We start from the raw sequence: 18,033 nt of genomic DNA, 5'->3' as shown, positions 1-18,033 counted from the left end.
GCCGATCGGCCTTCTGACGGGCTCGGTGGACGGTGACGCGGGGTCGCGGGCGGTCCGCGGCCCGCTCAGCTCATGACGGGCAGCAGGGCGCCGAGGTCGGCGCGTTCACCGCTGGCGCCGACCGTGGCCGCGGCCACCGCCTCGGCCCAGCCCGTGCGGCCGGTGGCCAGCCGTATCCACGTCAGCGGGTCGGTCTCGACGACGTTGGGCGGGGTGCCACGGGTGTGCCGGGGGCCCTCGACGCACTGCACCACGGCGAACGGCGGCACCCGGACCTCGACCGAACCGCCGGGCGCCCGGGCGGCCAGCGCGTCGGCCAGCAGCCGGGTGGTGGTGGCCAGGGCGTGCCGGTCGAAGGGGATCTCCCGGCCGAGGGCGGCGGCCAGATCGTCGGTGTGCACGACGAGTTCGACACAGCGGGTGACGAGGTAGTCGGCGAGCAGCATCGCCCCGGGACGGGTCGGGACGACCCGGTCGTCCGGCTCGGGCGCCACCGCCTCGGCGTACTCCTCGGCGGTGCGCTCCAGCAGTTCCACCGGGTCCTGCTCGGCCGCCGGCCGATGGACGGACTCCGCCACCCCGGCGGCGTACTGCGCGCTCACCGACGGCCACTCCAGCAGGGTGACCTCCGCCGCGGCCGGGGCCGGCTGCCGCAGCGCACGTGCCACGCTGCCGACGGCCATGGACAGATGCGCGGCCAGCTCCCGCACCGTCCAGTCGCCGAGCCGGGTGGGCAGCGCCAGCTCCTCCGGCGTCAACTCCCCTACGACCCGCCGGACATGGGCGTACTGGGCCGTCACGGCGGCGCGGGTCCTGGCCGGGTCGTAGCGGCGGGCGCGCGGTGTGCGCGTGGCAGGTGACATATGGCAAGCCTAGGCGGCACCACTGACAGCCGGCCCGGGATTCCGGGGACGGTCAGGGTGCCGCCCGGGTGTCCCGGCCGCGGACGTCCGGGAGCGGGCCGGCGACCGTCAGCTGCTGCTGAGGCGGCGGCCGCCCCAGGCGTACGCCCCGACGATCAGGGCCAGGCCCCACGCCGTGCCGGCGAAGTAGGAGAGCCCCTCCACATACGTCTCCTCGTAGGCCAGGTGGAGCTGCATCGCGAAGGCGAAGAGCGCGGTGCCCAGCGCGGTGAGCGCTATGGCAGCGGGCCAGAGAGCGCGGTTGTCGTACACGTGGTCCTCCCCAAGAGTCGGCCGGGCGTCATCGTCCGGCGGCAATCAACATCACCAGCAGCGGCACGACCCGCTCGACCGGCACCTCGTAGCGGCCGCGGGCGGCCGTCTGCAGCCAGCCGGCGGCGGTCAACTGCCGCAGGTGGTGGTAGATCTGGCCGGACGTGCCCATGCCGTCGAGCGCGGTGAGTTCCGCGGCGGTGCAGCGACCGCCGAGGATCTCGCGCAGCAGTCGCAGCCGCACGGGCTGGCCGAGCGCCGCGAAGGACTCGGCGGCCGCCGCCCAGTCACCGTCCAGGACGGTGTCGGTGGGCAGGCCGTACTGCCACTCGTAGCGCAGCCCGGCCGGCGTCCGTACAGCGCCGGTGAACATCACGCCCCCGTTGACCGCACCCAGGCCGGCGAACTGCTCCTTCAACCCGTTCAGCGCCCACAGCGCGTCACCGGGGTCCCGCACGGGCGAGGGAGCGGGCGTCGGCCCGGCGGGCCGGGCGCCGCCCTCCCCGAGAGCCGCCTCCAGCTCAGCCAGGCGACGCTCCAGCTCGGCCACCCGCTGCTCCAGATCCACGACAGCAGATTACGGAATTACGTAATTACGAGCAAGAGGAGAAGGGAGGAACCCGCCGCTCGCGCGGTGGCGGAAACGGCGGAACGGCCCGCCAGGTACTCCTGGCGGGCCGTTCCGGCACGGTCGGTCGACGGGGCGCGCTAGGCGATCAGCCCCGGGAAGGTGGCCTCGTGGGCCTCCCCCAGCTCGGCCAGCGAAAGCGTGAACTGCCCCTGGACCACGAGCGCTTCGCCGTCGACGACGCCGATCCGGGTGGCCGGCAGCCCCCGCGCACCGCACATGTCGGTGAAGCGGAGCTCCTCGCTGCGCGGCACCGAGACGATCGCCCGGCCCGCCGACTCCGAGAAGAGGAAGACGAACGGGTCCAGCGCGTCCGGGACGACCAGGCGGGCGCCCTTGCCGCCGTGCAGGCACGACTCGACCACGGCCTGGACCAGGCCGCCGTCGGAGAGGTCGTGCGCGGCGTCGATCATGCCGTCGCGGGAGGCCGAGATCAGGATCTCCGCCAGCAGCCGCTCGCGCTCCAGGTCGACCTGGGGCGGCAGCCCGCCCAGGTGGTCGTGGACCACCTGCGACCAGGCCGAACCGCCCAGCTCCTCGCGGGTGTCGCCGAGGAGGTAGAGCAGCTGGCCCTCCTCCGCGAAGCCGACCGGGGTGCGGCGGGTGACGTCGTCGATGACGCCGAGCACCGCGACCACCGGGGTCGGGTGGATCGCCGCCTCACCGGTCTGGTTGTAGAGCGAGACATTGCCGCCGGTGACCGGCGTGCCCAGCACCTGACAGGCGTCGGCGAGACCGCGGGTGGCCTCGGCGAACTGCCACATCACCGCCGGGTCCTCGGGCGAGCCGAAGTTCAGGCAGTCGGAGACGGCCAGCGGCCGGGCGCCGGTGGCGGCCACGTTGCGGTACGCCTCGGCCAGCGCCAACTGCGCGCCCGCGTACGGGTCGAGCTTGGTGTACCGGCCGTTGCCGTCGGTGGCGACCGCGACGCCGAGGTTGGTCTCCTCGTCGATCCGGACCATGCCGGAGTCCTCGGGCTGCGCCAGCACGGTGTTGCCCTGGACGAAGCGGTCGTACTGGTCGGTGATCCACGCCTTGGACGCCTGGTTGGGCGAGCCGACCAGGCGGAGCACCTGGGCGCGGAGCCCGTCGGCGTCCGCCGGGCGGGGCAGCTTCGCCGCGTCGTCGGCCTGGAGGGCGTCCTGCCACTCCGGGCGGGCGTACGGGCGGTGGTAGGTCGGGCCCTCGTGAGCGACCGAGCGCGGCGGGACGTCGACGATCTGCTCGCCGTGCCAGAAGATCTCCAGCCGCGAGCCGTCCGTCACCTCACCGATGACGGTGGCGATGACGTCCCACTTCTCGCAGATCTCCAGGAAGCGGTCGACCTTGTCCGGCTCGACGATCGCGCACATTCTTTCCTGCGACTCGCTCATGAGGATCTCCTCGGGCGAGAGCGAGGAGTCGCGCAGCGGAACGGTGTCCAGCTCGACCCGCATACCGCCGGAGCCGGCGCTGGCCAGCTCGCTGGTGGCGCAGGACAGCCCGGCGCCGCCGAGGTCCTGGATGCCGGCGACCAGCTTCTCCCGGAAGATCTCCAGGGTGCACTCGATGAGCAGCTTCTCCTGGAACGGGTCGCCGACCTGGACGGCGGGCCGCTTGGCCGGTCCCGTGGAGTCGAACGTCTCGGAGGCCAGCACCGAGACGCCGCCGATGCCGTCGCCGCCGGTCCGGGCGCCGTAGAGGATGACCTTGTTGCCGGCTCCGGACGCCTTGGCGAGGTGGATGTCCTCGTGCTTCATCACGCCCACGCAGAGCGCGTTGACCAGCGGGTTGCCCTGATAGCAGGGGTCGAAGACGACCTCGCCGCCGATGTTGGGCAGGCCCAGGCAGTTGCCGTAGCCGCCGATGCCCGCGACCACGCCCGGGAGCACCCGCTTGGTGTCGGGGTGGTCGGCCGCGCCGAACCGCAGCGGGTCCATCACCGCGACCGGGCGGGCGCCCATGGCCAGGATGTCGCGGACGATGCCGCCGATGCCGGTGGCCGCGCCCTGGTAGGGCTCGATGTACGAGGGGTGGTTGTGCGACTCGACCTTGAAGGTGACCGCGTAGCCCTGGCCGACGTCCACGACACCGGCGTTCTCGCCGATGCCGACGAGGAGGGCATCGTTCTCCGGGGCCTTCTCGCCGAACTGCTTCAGATGGACCTTGCTCGACTTGTACGAGCAGTGCTCCGACCACATCACGGAGTACATGGCCAGCTCCGCGCCGGTGGGGCGGCGGCCCAGGATCTCCCGGATCCGCGCGTACTCGTCCTCCTTGAGGCCGAGTTCGGCCCAGGGCTGGTCGGCGCCGGGCGTCTCGGTGGCGTGCTTGACGGTGTCCAGGCTCATGCGTTGACCAGCTTCTTCAGGATCGAGGTGAAGAATCCGAGCCCGTCGGTGCGGCCGGTGCCGATCAGCGGCTCGACGGCGTGCTCGGGGTGCGGCATCAGGCCGACGACGTTGCCCGCCTCATTGGTGATGCCGGCGATGTCGCGGAGCGAACCGTTGGGGTTTCCGTAGCCGTCGGCGGCCGGGCCGTCGGTGACGTAGCGGAACGCCACCCGGCCCTCGGCCTCCAGCATGTCCAGCGTGCGTTCGTCGGCGACATAGCGGCCGTCGATGTTCTTCAGCGGAATGCTGATCTCCTGGCCCGGCGCGTAGTCGGTGGTCCAGGCCGTGGCGGCGTTCTCCACCCGCAGCTTCTGGTCGCGGCAGATGAAATGCAGGTGGTTGTTGCGCAGCATCGCGCCGGGCAGCAGGTGGGTCTCGGTGAGGACCTGGAAGCCGTTGCAGATGCCCAGGACCGGCATCCCAGCCCGGGCCTGTTCGATCACGGTCTCCATCACCGGCGAGAACCGGGAGATCGCCCCGGCCCGCAGGTAGTCCCCGTACGAGAAGCCGCCGGGCAGGACCACGGCGTCGACCTGGTGGAGGTCCTTGTCGCGGTGCCACAGCGGCACCGCCTCGGCCCCGGCCGCCCGGACCGCGCGCTGGGTGTCGCGGTCGTCGAGCGTGCCGGGAAAGGTGACGACTCCGACCCGGATGTTGCCGCGGCCCGAAGGGCCTCCGTCACGGGTGGTGGTGGGTGACGGGTGGGCCGTCATGACTCGGCCCGCACGGCTTCGTCGACCCGGACGGTGAAGTCCTCGATGACGGTGTTGGCCAGGAAGGTCTCGGCCATCTCGTGGATACGGGCGAGGGCGGCCTCGTCGACCGGGCCCTCCACCTCAAGTTCGAAACGCTTGCCCTGACGGACGTCGGCGATCCCCTCGAATCCCAGGCGTGGCAGTGCGCGCTGCACCGCCTGCCCCTGCGGGTCGAGGATCTCCGGCTTGAGCATGACGTCGACTACGACGCGTGCCACTGGCACTCCCGGTGGTGTGGTGCGTAAGGCGGTGACCTCACAGTACCGTGTTCGAAAATCTACGCGCATAGATATGCGACGGCCCCGATCACGGGCCGGTATCGGCGGGAGTGCCCGCCAGGAAAAATCTCCGAAAAGAACGGGGGGCCAGATTGCGGCAGGACACGCTGACGAAATTAAATGGGCTTCACAATGCAATGCCCATCGCTGTACAAATGAAAAAGCATTGATCCCAATCAGCCGGATCCGGAGCATCACCCCATGTCAACAAGGGGTAGCTCCATGAAAGGACCGATATCCGTGGCGCAGCGCGTAGTAGTGACGCTCTCCGATGACATCGACGGAGGAGAAGCCGCAGAGACGGTCATCTTCGGTTTGGACGGGAAGTCGTACGAGATCGACCTCAATCCCGCCAATGCGAAGAAACTGCGCGGCGCCCTCGCTCCGTTCGTGGAGGCCGGCCGCAAGCGGGCGAAGTCCGGCAAGACCTTCCACCGGACCGCGGTGACCCCCGACCCGGCGGCGGTGCGCGCCTGGGCCCGCTCGCACCAGATGGACGTCCCGCCGCGCGGCCGGATCCCCAAGAAGGTCTACGAAGCCTTCAACGCGGCCAACCACTAACCGACTTGCCGGCATCCCCGGGCCCGCACACCGCCGAGTTGCACAGCACCCCCACTGATCAGCTAGAGTCTGGAGCACGCCGAGGGGCGAGGCCGAAAGGCCGAACCCCGAGGAGTCACGCGGGTGTAGCTCAGTAGTAGAGCGCCCCCTTTCCAAGGGGGAGGCGCAGTGTGCAATCCCTGTCACCCGCTCTGACAGTTCAGCCGGTCCAAAGGATCAGGTAGAGTAGCTGTCGCGCCACTGGGTGAAAGCCGAGTGGATGCCTGCGGACGTAGCTCAGTTGGTAGAGCGCAACCTTGCCAAGGTTGAGGTCGCGAGTTCGAGCCTCGTCGTCCGCTCAGAGAAAAGGCCCCGGTCTTCGTGATCGGGGCCTTTGTCGTTTTCCCGGCCGAAATGGCGGGCCGTTCGGTCCGGGATCTTGCGGGCGGTTCGGTCCGCTGCGTTCGGGGATCTTGGGTGGTTGCGTGGTGGGGTACCGCGGTGGTGCGGGGCGGCTTTCCACGGGAAATAGCGACCCTGGCGGACGGCTGAGTCCGGGGTGGGGCGGGCGCGCGGACGGGCCGGCGGTGGCGGGGTCTGCCGGCGTGTGGCGATGGCCACATGGGCCGGGGCGGGCGGCGGGTGAAGGCCGGGCCGCGGGCGGGTGGTGCCGTCGGCGGGGCGGGGGTGCGAGGTGGCGGCGAACGCCACTGCTCCGGAGGCGAGTTGCGCCGGGGGCGGGGCGGCGGACGGGGCAGGCCGGAGCTCCGGGCGGGGGCAGTGGCGAGGTGCGGCGGCGGGGACCGGTGTGCGAAGGCGTGCAACGACGGGCGGGAAGTTGGCTATAGTGGGGCTCGCACCGCGCGGTGGCGACTGGAAACGGACGCCCGGCACGGAGCATGCGGACGTAGCTCAGTTGGTAGAGCGCAACCTTGCCAAGGTTGAGGTCGCGAGTTCGAGCCTCGTCGTCCGCTCAGAGAAAAGGCCCCGGTCGATGCGATCGGGGCCTTTTGTGTGGGCCGGGGTGGGAATCAGGCCCAGGGGTGGCCGGTGAGGCGCTCGTACGCCTCCAGGTACTTGGCGCGGGTGCGGTCGACGATCTCCTGCGGGAGCGGCGGCGGGGGCTGCTCGCCGGTGCGGTCCCAGTCCGCGGCGGGCGAGGCCAGCCAGTCGCGGACGAACTGCTTGTCGAAGGACGGCTGGGGGCGGCCCGGCTGCCACTGGTCGGCGGGCCAGAAGCGCGAGGAGTCGGGGGTGAGGACCTCGTCGGCCAGGGTGAGCCGCTGCGCGCGGAAGCCGAACTCGAACTTGGTGTCGGCGAGGATCAGGCCGCGCTCGCGGGCGATGTCGCGGGCCCGGCCGTAGACCGCGAGGGTCAGCCGGCGGAGCTCGGCGGCGGTCTCGGCGCCGACCTGGTGGGCGACCTCCTCGTAGGAGACGTTCTCGTCGTGGTCGCCGACGGCGGCCTTGGTGGCCGGGGTGAAGATCGGCGCGGGGAGCTCGGAGCCGTCGGTCAGGCCCTCGGGGAGCGCCAGCCCGCAGACCGTACGGGACCGGCGGTACTCGGCGAGGCCGGAGCCGGTGAGGTAGCCGCGGGCGACGCACTCGACCGGGACCATCGAGAGCGAGTGGCACACCAGGGTGCGGCCGGCCCAGTCGGCGGGGGCGCCCTCGGGGACCTCGGTGGACAGGACGTGGTGCGGGACCAGGTCCGCGAGCTGGTCGAACCACCACAGGGAGAGCCGGGTCAGCACCCGGCCCTTGTCCGGGATCTCGGTGGGGAGCACCCAGTCGTAGGCGGAGATGCGGTCGCTGGCGACCATGACGAGGTCGCCGTCGGCGTTCTGGTAGAGGTCGCGCACCTTGCCGGTGTGCAGGTGGGTGAGTCCCGGGACCTGCACGGGCTCGGGCTTTTCTACAAATCCGGACACGCTGCCTCCGCGTAGGTTGATCCAGGAGTCAGGGTGATTCTCCCGTATGCGGGGCGGCGGCTGCGCCGCAGGGTCGGGGTCGGCGGGAGGGCGGCCCTTTCTCAGGAGAGCGAAGCGGAGTGCCGGGCTCCGGGGCGGAGCAGCGCGGCGAGGGTGAGCAGGGCCAGGACGGCGACGCCGGTGAGGATCGCCGGCGGGGCGAACGCGCCGCTGAGCACGGTGGCCCCGTAGGGCGTGAGGAAGCCCAGGTAGCAGACGGCCCAGAACCGCGCGGTGAGGCGGGCGAGGTGGTGCGGCGGCGCCAGCGCGGCGACCTCGGTGAGGCCGTAGGCGACGCAGAGGCCGTAGCCGGCGCCGAGCAGGGCGGCGGCGAGCAGGGCGGTCACCGGCTGGGCGTGGGCCGCGGCGAGCGCACCGAGGAGCAGCCCGGCGGCGGTGACGAGCAGGCCGGCCACGGCGGTGGCGAGGCGGTGCCGGGCGGTCAGCCGGCGGGCGAGCGGGGCGACCAGGAGGCCGGCGCCGGGCGTGACGGCGGTGACGATCCCCGCGTAGACGGTCTGCCAGCCGTGCAGGCGGGCGTCGACGAGGCCGGGGAGGACCGCGAAGGCGAGGGCGGGGCCGGCGAAGACCCAGGGGGCCACCGGGACGACGAGGCGGCGGAAGGGGATGCGGTGGGCGGGGACGGCGGGCTCGGGGGCCGCCGGGTGCGGGGTCCGGGCCGGGGTGGTCTCGGGGGCCCGGGCGGCGCTCAGTGCGGCGACCGCGGACAGGGCGAGGTGCGGGACGTAGGCCAGCACCATCGGGTGCGGGGCCCACTGGGCTATGAGGGAGGCGGCCAGGCCGCCGGTGGCGAAGCCCGCGGAGAGGAAGAGGCCGGAGCGGCGGGCGGCGGCGCCGGGGGTGGGGGCGGTGCCGTACGGCGGGGTGGAGAGCTCCTTGATCCAGACGCTGCCGGCGGTGAGCAGGGTGCCCGCGCCGATGCCGGTGAGGAAGCGGCCGGGCCACAGCAGCGCGGGGGCGGCCGGGCCGGTCATCAGCAGGCAGGTGGCCAGGGCCGAGACGCCCAGGCCGGCCAGGGCGACCCGGCGGCGGCCGAGGCGGTCGGCGAGCGGGCCGCCCAGGAGGAGGGCCGGGATCAGGCCGAGGACGTAGACGGCGAAGAGGGCGGTGGTGGTGGCGGCGGTCAGACCGAGGTGGGCGCGGTAGGCGCCGAGGAGGGAGGAGTACTGGTTGGCGCTCCACCCGGAGGCGGTCATCAGCCAGCCGGCGCGGAGCCAGTGGCGGCTGGCCGGGGCCGGGGCCGCGGTGGCGGCCGGGGTGCCGGCCTGGACCGTCGGGGTGTGTGACAGGGGCATGAGGGAGGTTGTACGGCGCGGGCGGGCGGGCGCGCCGCCTCCGTTCAGGAATCGTGAACGGCCCGCGGACGGGGCCGCGGTCCCGGCTTATCGTGGCGCGTATGGATCTGCGCCGGCTCTCTTCGTTCCTGGCGGTGGTCGAGGAGCAGCACTTCGGGCGGGCCGCGACCCGGCTGTTCCTGTCGCCGGCCGCGGTCACCCAGCATGTGCAGCAGTTGGAGCGGGAGTTCGGGACGCGGCTGCTGGACCGCGGGCGGGGCCCGGTGGTGCCGACGGTCGCCGGGCGGCGGCTGGTGTCGCACGCCCGGACGCTGCTGGCGGCCGCGAACGCCGCGGTGGAGGACGTGGCCGAGGCCGCCCAGGGCCGGCCGGCACCGGGGCGCGGGCTGCGCGTCGGGGTGATGAGCCACGGGTCGGCGGAGGTGACCCCGGCCGCGGTGAACGCCTTCCGCCGGGCCCGGCCGGACGTGCCGGTGACGCTGGTGCAGCTGAATTTCACGGAGCACTGCAGCGCGCTGCGCGAGGACCGGGTGGACGTGGCGTTCGTCCGGCCGCTGGTGCGGGCCGAGGGCATCGAGGTGGACGTCCTGACGACCGAGCAGCGGATCGTGGCGGTCTCCGCGCGCTCGCCGCTGGCGGACGCGGCCCGGGAGGGCGTGCGGATCGCGGACGTCATCGATCTGCCGTTCCTGCGGCTGCCGGCGCGCACCCCGCGGCCGTTCGTCGACTACCTCTACTTCCAGGACGGCGAGCGGCGGGCGCCGGACTGCGCGCTGAACCCGCACGACGTGCTGACGAGCGTGGCGGCGGGGCGCGGCGCGGGGTCCGGGCTGAAGTCCTTCGCCCGCTACTACCCCTGGCCGGGGACGGTGTTCGTGCCGGTGCTGGACGCGCCGAGCGCGCAGAGCGTGCTGGTGACGCGGTCCGGCGACCCGAATCCGGAGGTGCGGATCTTCCGGGCGCTGACGGTGGCGCTGGCGCGGGAGCTGGGGGAGTTCGCGGCGCGCTAGCCGGGGCGCGGCGGGGCTCAGTCGCGCTTGCAGATGCGGTCGAGGAGGTTGGCCGTGGCGCGCTGGACGCGCTGGTCGATGTGGCCGGGGCGGTCCAGGGCCGGGGACCAGGCGAAGGTGCCGGACGAGAAGACCAGGGCGCCGCTGGGCGCGCGGTACAGCGAGGTCTCCTGATGGCGGCGGACGCCCTCGCCGTCGCGGTACGGGGAGTGCGAGAGCAGGATGCGGCGGGTGTGGGCGGGGAGGCTGGTGCGCGGGAAGTAGCGGTCGGCCTCGCCGGCGACCAGGCCGGGGAGTTCGTCGCCCTCGTGGGCGCCGGTGGCCTCCCACAGCCAGTGGTCGGCGTTGCGCACGACCAGGGGGGCCGGCTCGGGGACCCGGCCGGCGTACTGGATGCCCATCAACCGCTGCTCGGGATTGCCCAGTTCGCGCCAGAGGGCGGGGCGGCCGGGGCCCTGGCGTTTGCGGCAGGTGAGCAGGGAGTCGGGGCCGGCCGGCGAGGGGGAGAGCTCCACCTGCCAGTACATGGTGTTGGCGGAGAGGAAGACCAGGGAGGTGCCGGCGTCCCGGGCGGCCTCGACCGTGCGGCGCATGGGCACCGTCCAGTACTCGTCGTGGCCGGGGAAGACCACGCCGCGGTAGCGGGTGGCGTCGACCCGGCCGGCGTGCAGGTCGCGGGCGTCGGCGTAGGCGAGGTCGTAGCCGTAGCGCTCGGCCCAGCGGATGAAGTCGTAGGCGTGGCCGACGTGGAGGGGGAGGCCGGCGCCGGCGTAGGGGCGGTCGAAGGAGACGGTGGTGGCGGCGTCCCCCTCGCCCAGAAGGGCGCCCTTCTCGTCCCAGGCGTGGTAGAGGCTGGCGCCGGTGCGGCCGTCCTCGGGGTAGAGGTTGTACGCCTGCCAGGTGATGTCGGGGAGCAGCAGGAGGAGGTCGGCGGGCTGGTCGTTGCGGACCGTGAAGGGGATGTGGGAGCGGTAGCGGCCGTCGGCGGTGGTCAGGACGGCCACGTAGGCGCCGAGCTGCCAGTACGCGGGGACCTGGAGGCGCCAGGACAGCCACCAGTGGTGGCAGGAGACGGTGCGGTCGACGAGCAGCGGGGTGGGCTGGACGATGCCGGCGAGGCGGGGGCTGGTGGTGATCTTGGCGGCGCCGGCGCCGGCGTAGTGGCCGATGCGGTAGACGTCGATGCTGAAGGGCTGCGGCGGGTCGACCGAGATCCGGAAGTCGATGGCCTCGCCGGGGGCCACCGCGCCGGGGACGGTGAAGCCCTTGATCTGGCGGTGGACGTCGTCGGCGGTGCGGGGGCCGTTGTGTTTTCGGGGTGCGGGCAGCCGCAGGTCGCCGTGGGCGACGGCGGGGTCGACGTACCAGGGGATGATCCGGCCGGAGTCGAAGTAGGTCTCGCTGCCGCGCAGCCAGGGCAGCGGGCCCTGCCCGAACGGATCCGTGACCGCGTGGGCGAGGGCGCCCGATTCCCAGCGCCTGATCTGTTCCGTCGCCACCTTCCACTCCCCTCCCGCGTCCCCCATGGCCGCGGCCGACCGGGCCTTACCCATCCCCCAGCACATCACATTACGCACTCACTTCGTCACCCTTCGTCGTGAATTTAGGCGCCCTTGGCCCGAAGCACGGACTGGAAGGGAACACTCAGCCGCCTCGGTGGGCGACAGGCCCCGGGGTCAGGCCAGCCGGACCGGCTTCTCCGGGCGGACGCCGATCCGGTGCAGCCAGCCGCGGAGCGGTTCGGCGTCGCCGTCGTCGACCAGGCTGAGGACCGGGCGGCCGAGGTCGGAGCGGCGGGTGCCGTCCACGAGGAGGGCCGGGCCGTCGAGCCAGTCCAGGCCGGGGGCGGCGCCGGCGGTGTCCACGGCGGCGCAGCAGACCATCGCCGTGACGTGGTCGGCGAGGAGTTCGCGGGCCGTGCGGGGTGGTTGGAGGGGGAAGAGCGGGAGGCCGTCGGGCGGGCCGTCGCCCCATACGACGCCGGCGGTGGCGGTGCCGCCGGGCTGCGCGGAACGGTCCCGGGCGGCCTGGCGGGCGGCTTCCTCGCGCTCCTCGCGGGCGACCTCGGCGCCGAGCCGGGCGGCGAGCAGATCGCCGGCGCCGGTGTCGTGAGCCAGGCGGTCGATGACCCGTTCCAGGGTCGGGGCGGGGGGCGGGGCAGCCGCGGACGGGGCGGGCTCGGCGGCGGGGGGCTGCGCTGCCCGCTCGGCGTCGAGGGCGCGGGTCAGGCCCGCGGGGTGGTGCGCGGCGGGCGTACGGCTACGGGCGCCGGCGTAGGTGAGGGGCGGGGCGACGGCGGGAGCGTCCGCGGGGGCGGCGGGGCGGTCCGGGGCCGCCCGGCCGGGATCGTGCGGGCCGGTCGGCGGGAGGGCGTCGAGGACGCGGTGCAGCCGGGCCGCCTCCAGGCGCCACTTGCGGTCCACGATCTCCTGCGGGTACTGCTGCCAGCCGACCGGTGACCAGTCCGGGCCGGGCTCGGCCGGGCCGCCGTGGAAGAGTCGGGCGGCGAGCAGGGAGGCGGCGCGGTCGATGGTGCCGGGCTCCTCCAGGAGGTCGCAGGCGGGCCGCTCGCCCAGACGGGAGGCGAACCCCTCGGCGAGGCGGTCGCGGCGGGAGAGCTCGGTGAGCGCGGAGACCACACCGGCGTCCAGCCGGGAGGGCCAGCGGCCCAGTCGCCAGGCGGGCAGCGCGACCCTCGTCAGCAGGCGGTCCCAGCCCGCGTAGGCCAGGCCGACCTGTTCCTGGGCGACGATCCGCAGGCCGTAGTCGACGCCCTGGGCGCGCTCGGAAGCGGCGGCCGCGACCCCGCGCTCCATGAGTGTGGCGTGCTCGCGGGCGGCGCGCAGCAGCAGCCGGGCGACCCGGCCGACGAAGCGGAGCGGGAGGGCGCGCAGCGGATCGCGGGCGCGGGTGGCGACCGCGGCGGCCGCATCCAGGCCGCGGATGAAGCGACGGGCGGCGGCTATGTCCGGATGCGCGGACGGGCCGGTGCCGGCGACCACGGGGGCCAGCAGGGCGCGCAGCTCGGCGACCCGCATCCACCACAGGAACGGCGAGCCGATGACCAGGACCGGGGCCTGGGGCGCCCGGCGGCCGAGTCGCCCGGCGGGACGCGGCGGGCCGTGCGCGCGGTGCGTGCGGTCCTCCAGCCAGCTGTCGCAGTCGGGGGTGAGCGCTATCGCCGAGGGGGCGGGGACGTCGAGGCGGTCGGCGAGGTCGCGGACCAGGCGGTAGAGATCCGGGGCGGCGTCCTCGGCGATCGGCACGGAGGGGCTGAGCGCGGGCCGGGCGCGGACGACGACCGCGGCGACCAGCGCGGCCAGCAGGAGGCTCGCCACGGTGAGCCCACCGACCGCCCAGCGGGCGACCGCCCAGCCGCCTTCGGTGCCGAGCCGCCCGGTGGCGCCGCCCACGAGGAGGACCACGGCGGCCGCGGCCGGCAGCAGGGCAACCGCCAGCGCCGCACCGCGGACGCGGAGCACCGCGAGGGCGCGGGCACGCGCCACCAGGACGCCTGTTTCCGGACTTGCCACGAGCCTGTACACCCCCAGCGGTCCTGACGGAGCGGGACGGAGAACACGGGACGGACGGACGACGGTCGTGCGGTGTGCGGACGAGCGAGCGAGCTCACTCCCCACCCACTGTGGCACCGGCCACTGACATCGCAATGTCGGTGGGCCAGTTGCCGGACGCCCGCCGGGACTCTCGCCCCGGTGCGGGCACCGGCCCCACCGGAGCGGCGGACGCCGCGCCCCCTGCTGCCGGTACCGCTGACCGCAGGACGCTTGCGCGGCACCCTAGTTGGGGGTTCCGGGTTCGTCAGCCGGATACCCGCGCGGTCACTCGATGGAATGGCTTTGGGTAAAGCCATGGACCGGAAGGGAGCGGATCTGGACCGCTTCTCGACCGGCGTCACGTCCCCCGGAGCGCGACCGAGGCATATGCCCGCGCGCGTCACCGGAGATCCAAAGGTCCAGAGATCCGGGAGGCGGACATATGCCTCGGTCGTGGTGGAGGCGGGGCTTGTCGCGGACGACGGACGAGCCGGTCGGGCGCCGCCCCCTGCGCCCCTACTCCCCCGCCGCCGCCTTCGCGGCGATGTCGGTGCGGTGGTGCGAGCCGTCCAGGGAGATCCGGCCGACGGCGCGGTAGGCGCGCTCCCGGGCGGTGGCCAGGTCGGCGCCGGTGGCCGTGACGGACAGCACCCGGCCGCCCGCGCTGAGCACCGCGCCGGACGCGTCGCGCCGGGTGCCGGCGTGCAGCACGTAGGCGTCGGGGGCGTCCTGTTCGGCGACCTCGGCCAGGCCCTCGATCGGGTCGCCGGTGCGCGGGGTGCCCGGGTAGTTGTGGGAGGCGATGACGACGGTGACCGCGGCGCCGTCGTGCCAGCGCAGCGGCGGGCAGGCCGCCAGGGTGCCGGTGGCGGCGGCGTGCAGCAGACCGGCCAGCGGGGTCTTCAGACGGGCCAGCACGACCTGGGTCTCCGGGTCGCCGAAGCGCGCGTTGAACTCGATCACCCGGACCCCGCGGGAGGTGATCGCCAGGCCCGCGTAGAGCAGTCCGGAGAAGGGGGTGCCGCGCCGCCGCAGCTCGTCGACGGTGGGCTGCAGGACGGTCCGCAGCACCTCGTCGACCAGCTCGGGGTCGGCCCAGGGCAGCGGGCTGTAGGCGCCCATGCCGCCGGTGTTGGGGCCCGCGTCGCCGTCGTGGGCGCGCTTGAAGTCCTGGGCGGGCTGGAGCGGGACGACGGCCTCGCCGTCGGTGACGGCGAAGAGCGAGACCTCCGGGCCGTCGAGGAACTCCTCGATCACCACGCGGTCGCACGCCAGCGCGTGGGCGCGGGCGGTCGCGAGGTCCTCGGTGACGACGACGCCCTTGCCGGCCGCCAGCCCGTCGTCCTTGACGACGTACGGTGCGCCGAAGGCGTCCAGGGCGGCGTCGATCTCCTCCGGGGTGGCGCAGACGTAGCTGCGGGCGGTGGGCACGCCCGCGGCTGCCATCACGTCCTTGGCGAACGCCTTGGAGCCCTCCAGCTCGGCGGCCCGCGCCGACGGGCCGAAGGCCGGGATGCCGCGCTCGCGCACCGCGTCCGCGACGCCCGCCACCAGCGGCGCCTCCGGGCCGACGACGACGAGATCGGCCTCCAGGCGCGCGGCGAGGTCGGCCACCGCCCGGCCGTCGAGGGCGTCGACCCCGTGCAGTTCGGCCACCTCGGCGATGCCGGCGTTGCCGGGAGCGCAGTGCAGCGCGGTGACGTCGGGGTCGAGGGACAGAGAGCGGCACAGGGCGTGTTCGCGGGCGCCGCCGCCGATGACGAGGACCTTCACGGTGTGCAGCCTAGACGAACGCACCAAGCGGGCGGCCGCCGGGCGTGCCCCGATCGCACAAGGGCGGGCCCCGGCCGGAAACCGCCGGTCCGTCGGCGCCGGCATCGGCGGCGGCGCCCTCGTCGTCCGCCCGCACGGCGGCAACTCTTTCGGGTGAGATCCGCGGACGTCCTATACCGGATCCCCCACCACTTCCGGGCGGAAAACGGGCGATCTTGGGACAGAGGCCAGCCGTTCGGCGGTAGGAAGGGGGCGGTGCGCAGACGATCCGCAGGCCATGCGCGCACCCCACGGATCCGCGTACGAGGGAGCGCACGGGTGAGTCAGCCGGAGATGCAGCCCGAGGGGCCCCCTCGGGGCGAGGGCGGGGCCGACCGGGGCCGCGGGCGGTCCCCGGACCGGCACCGGAACCACGGCCGGCCCGAGCGGCGCCCCGCCGGCCCGCTCCGCGGCCGCGGCGATCTCGTGGGCCGGGCGTTCCCGCACGGCGACTGGGGGGAACCGGGCAGCCGGCTGGACGCGCTGTACCTCTGGAGCGAGGAGGGCGCGCTGCGCACCGCCGACTGGTATCTGCGCGACCGGCTGACCAAGCGCCGCGGGGCGCGGGCGCTGCGGCTGGGGGCCGCCGCCGGGGTGACCGCGAGCGGGACGCTGCCGCTGCTCGACCTCGCCGGCGTCTGGGAGCACGGGGCGCCGTGGGGCGCGCTGACGCTGCTGGTGGCGGCGGTGTGCGTGGGCTGCGACCGGTACTTCGGGCTGACCGCGGGCTGGATGCGGGACCTGGCCACCGCGCAGGCGATCCACCGGCGGCTGGAGGCGCTGCAGTTCGACTGGGCGGCGGAGAGCGTGCGGGAGGTGCTGGGGCCGGCCGAGGGGACCGCGAGCGAGGCGGCGGAGCGCTGCCTGGGCGTGCTGCGGCGGTTCAACGAGGACGTCGGGGAGCTGGTGCGCACCGAGACGGCGGACTGGATGGTGGCGTTCCGGTCGGCTCCGGTGCCGCAGGCCACGCATGCGGTACTGCCGTGGTCGGCGGCGCGGCAGGAGGGCCCGGGGCAGCAGGGGCGGTATCCGCGGCAGCCCGGTACGCGGCCGAACATGCCGCGGCAGCGGCCGCCGGAGGCGCCGCGCTGAGCACGGGCCGGCGGGGCCGGGGCGCGCCGCCCCGCCGGCCCGGCCCGTTCAGCTGAAGACGATCATGGAGCCCTGGCCCAGGCTCCGGGTGGCGGCGGCGTGCAGTCCGAGCCAGACGTGCCGTTCCCGGGCGAACGGGCCGTCGTCCAGGGGGGCGGCGGCGGCCCGCTCCTCCAGGGAGGTGGGGCCGGCCGGCGGTGCGGGGGCGGCCGGCGGGTTGGCCGGGTCGATGCCCAGCGCCGGGGCGACCAGTTCGAGGTCCCGCAGCAACCCGTGGGAGGAGCCCAACGGGCCGCCGCCGGCCAGCAGTTCCTCGGTGGCGAGCGGGTGCGGGAAGTCGACCGGGACGTAGGCGCCCGCGTGGTCGTAGTGCCAGACCAGGTGGGACTGCTGTGCGGTGGTCTCGAACATCTCCAGCAACTGCTCGTAGTCGCCGCCGAGTTCGCCGACCGGGGTCACCTCCAGGCCGCACAGCCGCAGCAGGTAGGCGCGGCGCAGGAAGTGCAGGGCGTCGTAGTCGAAGCCGGCGACCGGCGCCACGTCACCGGAGAGGCCCGGCATGTAGCTGAAGACCGGGATCTCCGGCAGGCCGGCGCCCACCAGGGCGTCGTTGTAGGCGGCGATCTCTTCGGAGAACGGGTTGTCGGGGCTGTGGCACAGCACGTCGACGAGGGGTACCAGCCACAGATCACATGCCACGGGTGAGGGCTCGCTTCCGGTCGGGGACGGGGGCACCGGCGCACGTACGGCCACGAAGGACGGCCCCTATGCGGCCGATGGTCGGGACAGCGTAGTGCTACCCGGCCGTTCCCACGAGGGCGAGGGAGTGCGCGTTGTAGTCGGCGATCAGCCGCTGGGCGTCCGGCAGGTCGTGCCGCAGCAGGGCGTCGGCCAGTTCGCTGTGGCCGTGCCAGAGGCGGCCCTTGAGGTGCGGCTCGCGGCGCAGCAGCGGCACCGTGAACATCCAGGTCTGGACGCGGATCCGGTCCAGGAAGTCGCTGATGTAGGCGTTCTGGACGATGCCGCTCAGCTCGCGCCAGAACCGCAGGTCGTAGCCGATGAGTACGTCCAGGTCGCCGGCCCGGGCGGCGCGTTCGGCCTCCTCGGCGCGGCGGCGGATGGAGATCAGCACCTCGGCGGGGGTGGCCAGCAGGGCCCGTTCGGCGTTGCTGCGGAAGATGCCCTCGATGATCAGGGTGCGGGCCTCGACCATGGCGCGGAAGTCGTCGGTGGTGAAGGCGTGGACCTTGAAGCCGCGATGCTGTTCGACGTCGAGCAGGCCCTGGGCGCACAGGTCGAGCAGCGCCTCGCGCACCGGTGTCGCGGAGACGCCGTACTGGTCGGCGATCTCCTTGACGGTGAAGGGGTGGCCGGAGGGCAGCCGGCCGGCCAGGATCTCGTCGCGCAGCGCGTCGGCGATCTGCTCGCGCAGGGTGCTGCGCCGTATCACTGAGCTGTCCGGGCCCGGGGCCATGCGGTGCGTCTCCTCCGACGTCCATGGCCGCGTCGGGAGCGGCCCTCCTCACCATAG

Annotated in this window: 17 protein-coding genes and 3 tRNA genes; 7 read left to right on the top strand and 13 right to left on the bottom strand. The window is 74.0% G+C overall.

The features are described from left to right. Positions 1 to 65: 65 nt before the first annotated feature. From B073_RS0117680 to purS, 6 genes are all read right to left on the bottom strand, one after another. Positions 66 to 863, bottom strand: a complete 798-nt coding sequence (locus B073_RS0117680; RefSeq protein ID WP_026247490.1) for a maleylpyruvate isomerase family mycothiol-dependent enzyme — start codon at positions 861 to 863, stop codon at positions 66 to 68. Positions 864 to 971: 108 nt separating this feature from the next. Next, on the bottom strand, positions 972 to 1,175 hold the full coding sequence (locus B073_RS0117675) for a hypothetical protein (RefSeq protein WP_018539417.1): 204 nt from the start codon (positions 1,173 to 1,175) through the stop codon (positions 972 to 974). 28 nt (positions 1,176 to 1,203) lie between these two features. Continuing rightward, on the bottom strand, positions 1,204 to 1,743 hold the full coding sequence (locus B073_RS0117670) for an ArsR/SmtB family transcription factor (protein WP_199788163.1): 540 nt from the start codon (positions 1,741 to 1,743) through the stop codon (positions 1,204 to 1,206). Positions 1,744 to 1,883: 140 nt separating this feature from the next. Next, complete coding sequence (gene purL / locus B073_RS0117665; protein WP_018539415.1) at positions 1,884 to 4,133, bottom strand: phosphoribosylformylglycinamidine synthase subunit PurL; 2,250 nt, start codon at positions 4,131 to 4,133, stop codon at positions 1,884 to 1,886. After that, positions 4,130 to 4,888 carry a phosphoribosylformylglycinamidine synthase subunit PurQ gene (purQ, locus tag B073_RS0117660; RefSeq protein ID WP_018539414.1) on the bottom strand — a complete coding sequence of 253 codons (759 nt, stop codon included), beginning with the start codon at positions 4,886 to 4,888 and terminating at the stop codon, positions 4,130 to 4,132. The genes purL and purQ overlap by 4 nt, the downstream gene beginning before the upstream one ends. Next, positions 4,885 to 5,148 (bottom strand): phosphoribosylformylglycinamidine synthase subunit PurS, encoded by a 264-nt coding sequence (purS, locus tag B073_RS0117655; RefSeq protein ID WP_018539413.1) that lies wholly within the window; start codon positions 5,146 to 5,148, stop codon positions 4,885 to 4,887. The genes purQ and purS overlap by 4 nt, the downstream gene beginning before the upstream one ends. A 300-nt stretch (positions 5,149 to 5,448) precedes the next feature. Here purS and B073_RS0117650 point away from each other — a divergent pair, with 300 nt between their 5' ends. The 4 genes from B073_RS0117650 (at position 5,449) to B073_RS0117635 (ending at position 6,722) form a co-directional block, all read left to right on the top strand. After that, positions 5,449 to 5,769, top strand: coding sequence for a histone-like nucleoid-structuring protein Lsr2 (locus B073_RS0117650; protein WP_016573039.1), 321 nt, complete (start codon positions 5,449 to 5,451; stop codon positions 5,767 to 5,769). 119 nt (positions 5,770 to 5,888) lie between these two features. Next, positions 5,889 to 5,960 (top strand) — tRNA-Gly (locus B073_RS0117645). Between the two features lie 74 nt (positions 5,961 to 6,034). Then, positions 6,035 to 6,107: transfer RNA gene (locus B073_RS0117640), tRNA-Gly, on the top strand. Between the two features lie 542 nt (positions 6,108 to 6,649). Then, positions 6,650 to 6,722 (top strand) — tRNA-Gly (locus B073_RS0117635). 57 nt (positions 6,723 to 6,779) lie between these two features. Here B073_RS0117635 and B073_RS0117630 read toward each other — a convergent pair. Next, entirely contained in the window at positions 6,780 to 7,679 is a 900-nt protein-coding gene (locus tag B073_RS0117630; RefSeq protein WP_026247488.1) for a phosphoribosylaminoimidazolesuccinocarboxamide synthase, read from the bottom strand. 101 nt (positions 7,680 to 7,780) lie between these two features. Then, the gene (locus B073_RS0117625; RefSeq protein ID WP_018539410.1) at positions 7,781 to 9,034 is read right to left on the bottom strand and encodes an MFS transporter; all 1,254 of its coding nucleotides are present in this window, start codon (positions 9,032 to 9,034) and stop codon (positions 7,781 to 7,783) included. A 101-nt stretch (positions 9,035 to 9,135) separates the two neighbouring features. On the opposite strand from B073_RS0117625, the gene B073_RS0117620 reads away from it, so the two are divergent. Beyond that, complete coding sequence (locus B073_RS0117620) at positions 9,136 to 10,044, top strand: LysR family transcriptional regulator (protein WP_018539409.1); 909 nt, start codon at positions 9,136 to 9,138, stop codon at positions 10,042 to 10,044. A 17-nt stretch (positions 10,045 to 10,061) separates the two neighbouring features. On the opposite strand, the gene B073_RS0117615 is transcribed toward B073_RS0117620, so the two are convergent. From B073_RS0117615 to purD, 3 genes are all read right to left on the bottom strand, one after another. Next, positions 10,062 to 11,543, bottom strand: a complete 1,482-nt coding sequence (locus B073_RS0117615; RefSeq protein ID WP_026247487.1) for a N,N-dimethylformamidase beta subunit family domain-containing protein — start codon at positions 11,541 to 11,543, stop codon at positions 10,062 to 10,064. A gap of 177 nt (positions 11,544 to 11,720) precedes the next feature. Continuing rightward, on the bottom strand, positions 11,721 to 13,577 hold the full coding sequence (locus B073_RS0117610; RefSeq protein ID WP_234025113.1) for a hypothetical protein: 1,857 nt from the start codon (positions 13,575 to 13,577) through the stop codon (positions 11,721 to 11,723). Positions 13,578 to 14,114: 537 nt separating this feature from the next. Continuing rightward, positions 14,115 to 15,371 carry a phosphoribosylamine--glycine ligase gene (gene purD / locus B073_RS0117605; protein ID WP_018539406.1) on the bottom strand — a complete coding sequence of 419 codons (1,257 nt, stop codon included), beginning with the start codon at positions 15,369 to 15,371 and terminating at the stop codon, positions 14,115 to 14,117. 1 nt (position 15,372) lies between these two features. On the opposite strand from purD, the gene B073_RS46450 reads away from it, so the two are divergent. Together B073_RS46450 and B073_RS0117595 are read left to right on the top strand one after the other, a co-directional pair. Next, on the top strand, positions 15,373 to 15,528 hold the full coding sequence (locus B073_RS46450) for a hypothetical protein (protein ID WP_018539405.1): 156 nt from the start codon (positions 15,373 to 15,375) through the stop codon (positions 15,526 to 15,528). Positions 15,529 to 15,689: 161 nt separating this feature from the next. Further along, a complete protein-coding gene (locus B073_RS0117595; protein WP_018539404.1) occupies positions 15,690 to 16,502 on the top strand; it encodes an SLATT domain-containing protein in 813 nt (270 codons plus the stop codon). A 48-nt stretch (positions 16,503 to 16,550) separates the two neighbouring features. Here the strand turns inward: B073_RS0117595 and B073_RS0117590 are convergent, their stop codons facing one another. Next, positions 16,551 to 17,201 carry a hypothetical protein gene (locus tag B073_RS0117590; protein WP_018539403.1) on the bottom strand — a complete coding sequence of 217 codons (651 nt, stop codon included), beginning with the start codon at positions 17,199 to 17,201 and terminating at the stop codon, positions 16,551 to 16,553. A 97-nt stretch (positions 17,202 to 17,298) separates the two neighbouring features. Further along, positions 17,299 to 17,976, bottom strand: coding sequence for a GntR family transcriptional regulator (locus B073_RS0117585; protein ID WP_018539402.1), 678 nt, complete (start codon positions 17,974 to 17,976; stop codon positions 17,299 to 17,301). Positions 17,977 to 18,033 lie beyond the last annotated feature (57 nt).

Source organism: Streptomyces sp. MspMP-M5, assembly GCF_000373585.1.
Lineage (GTDB): Bacteria > Actinomycetota > Actinomycetes > Streptomycetales > Streptomycetaceae > Streptomyces.
This window is presented reverse-complemented; position numbering and strand designations above follow the sequence as displayed.

Excerpts from the sequence above, each read along its gene's own strand:
- B073_RS0117680 (WP_026247490.1), bottom strand. The coding sequence starts at position 863 with ATGTCACCTGCCACGCGCACACCGCGCGCCCGCCGCTACGACCCGGCC.
- purL (WP_018539415.1), bottom strand. The coding sequence starts at position 4,133 with ATGAGCCTGGACACCGTCAAGCACGCCACCGAGACGCCCGGCGCCGAC.
- purQ (WP_018539414.1), bottom strand. The coding sequence starts at position 4,888 with ATGACGGCCCACCCGTCACCCACCACCACCCGTGACGGAGGCCCTTCG.
- B073_RS0117625 (WP_018539410.1), bottom strand. The coding sequence starts at position 9,034 with ATGCCCCTGTCACACACCCCGACGGTCCAGGCCGGCACCCCGGCCGCC.
- B073_RS0117620 (WP_018539409.1), top strand. The coding sequence starts at position 9,136 with ATGGATCTGCGCCGGCTCTCTTCGTTCCTGGCGGTGGTCGAGGAGCAG.
- B073_RS0117585 (WP_018539402.1), bottom strand. The coding sequence starts at position 17,976 with ATGGCCCCGGGCCCGGACAGCTCAGTGATACGGCGCAGCACCCTGCGC.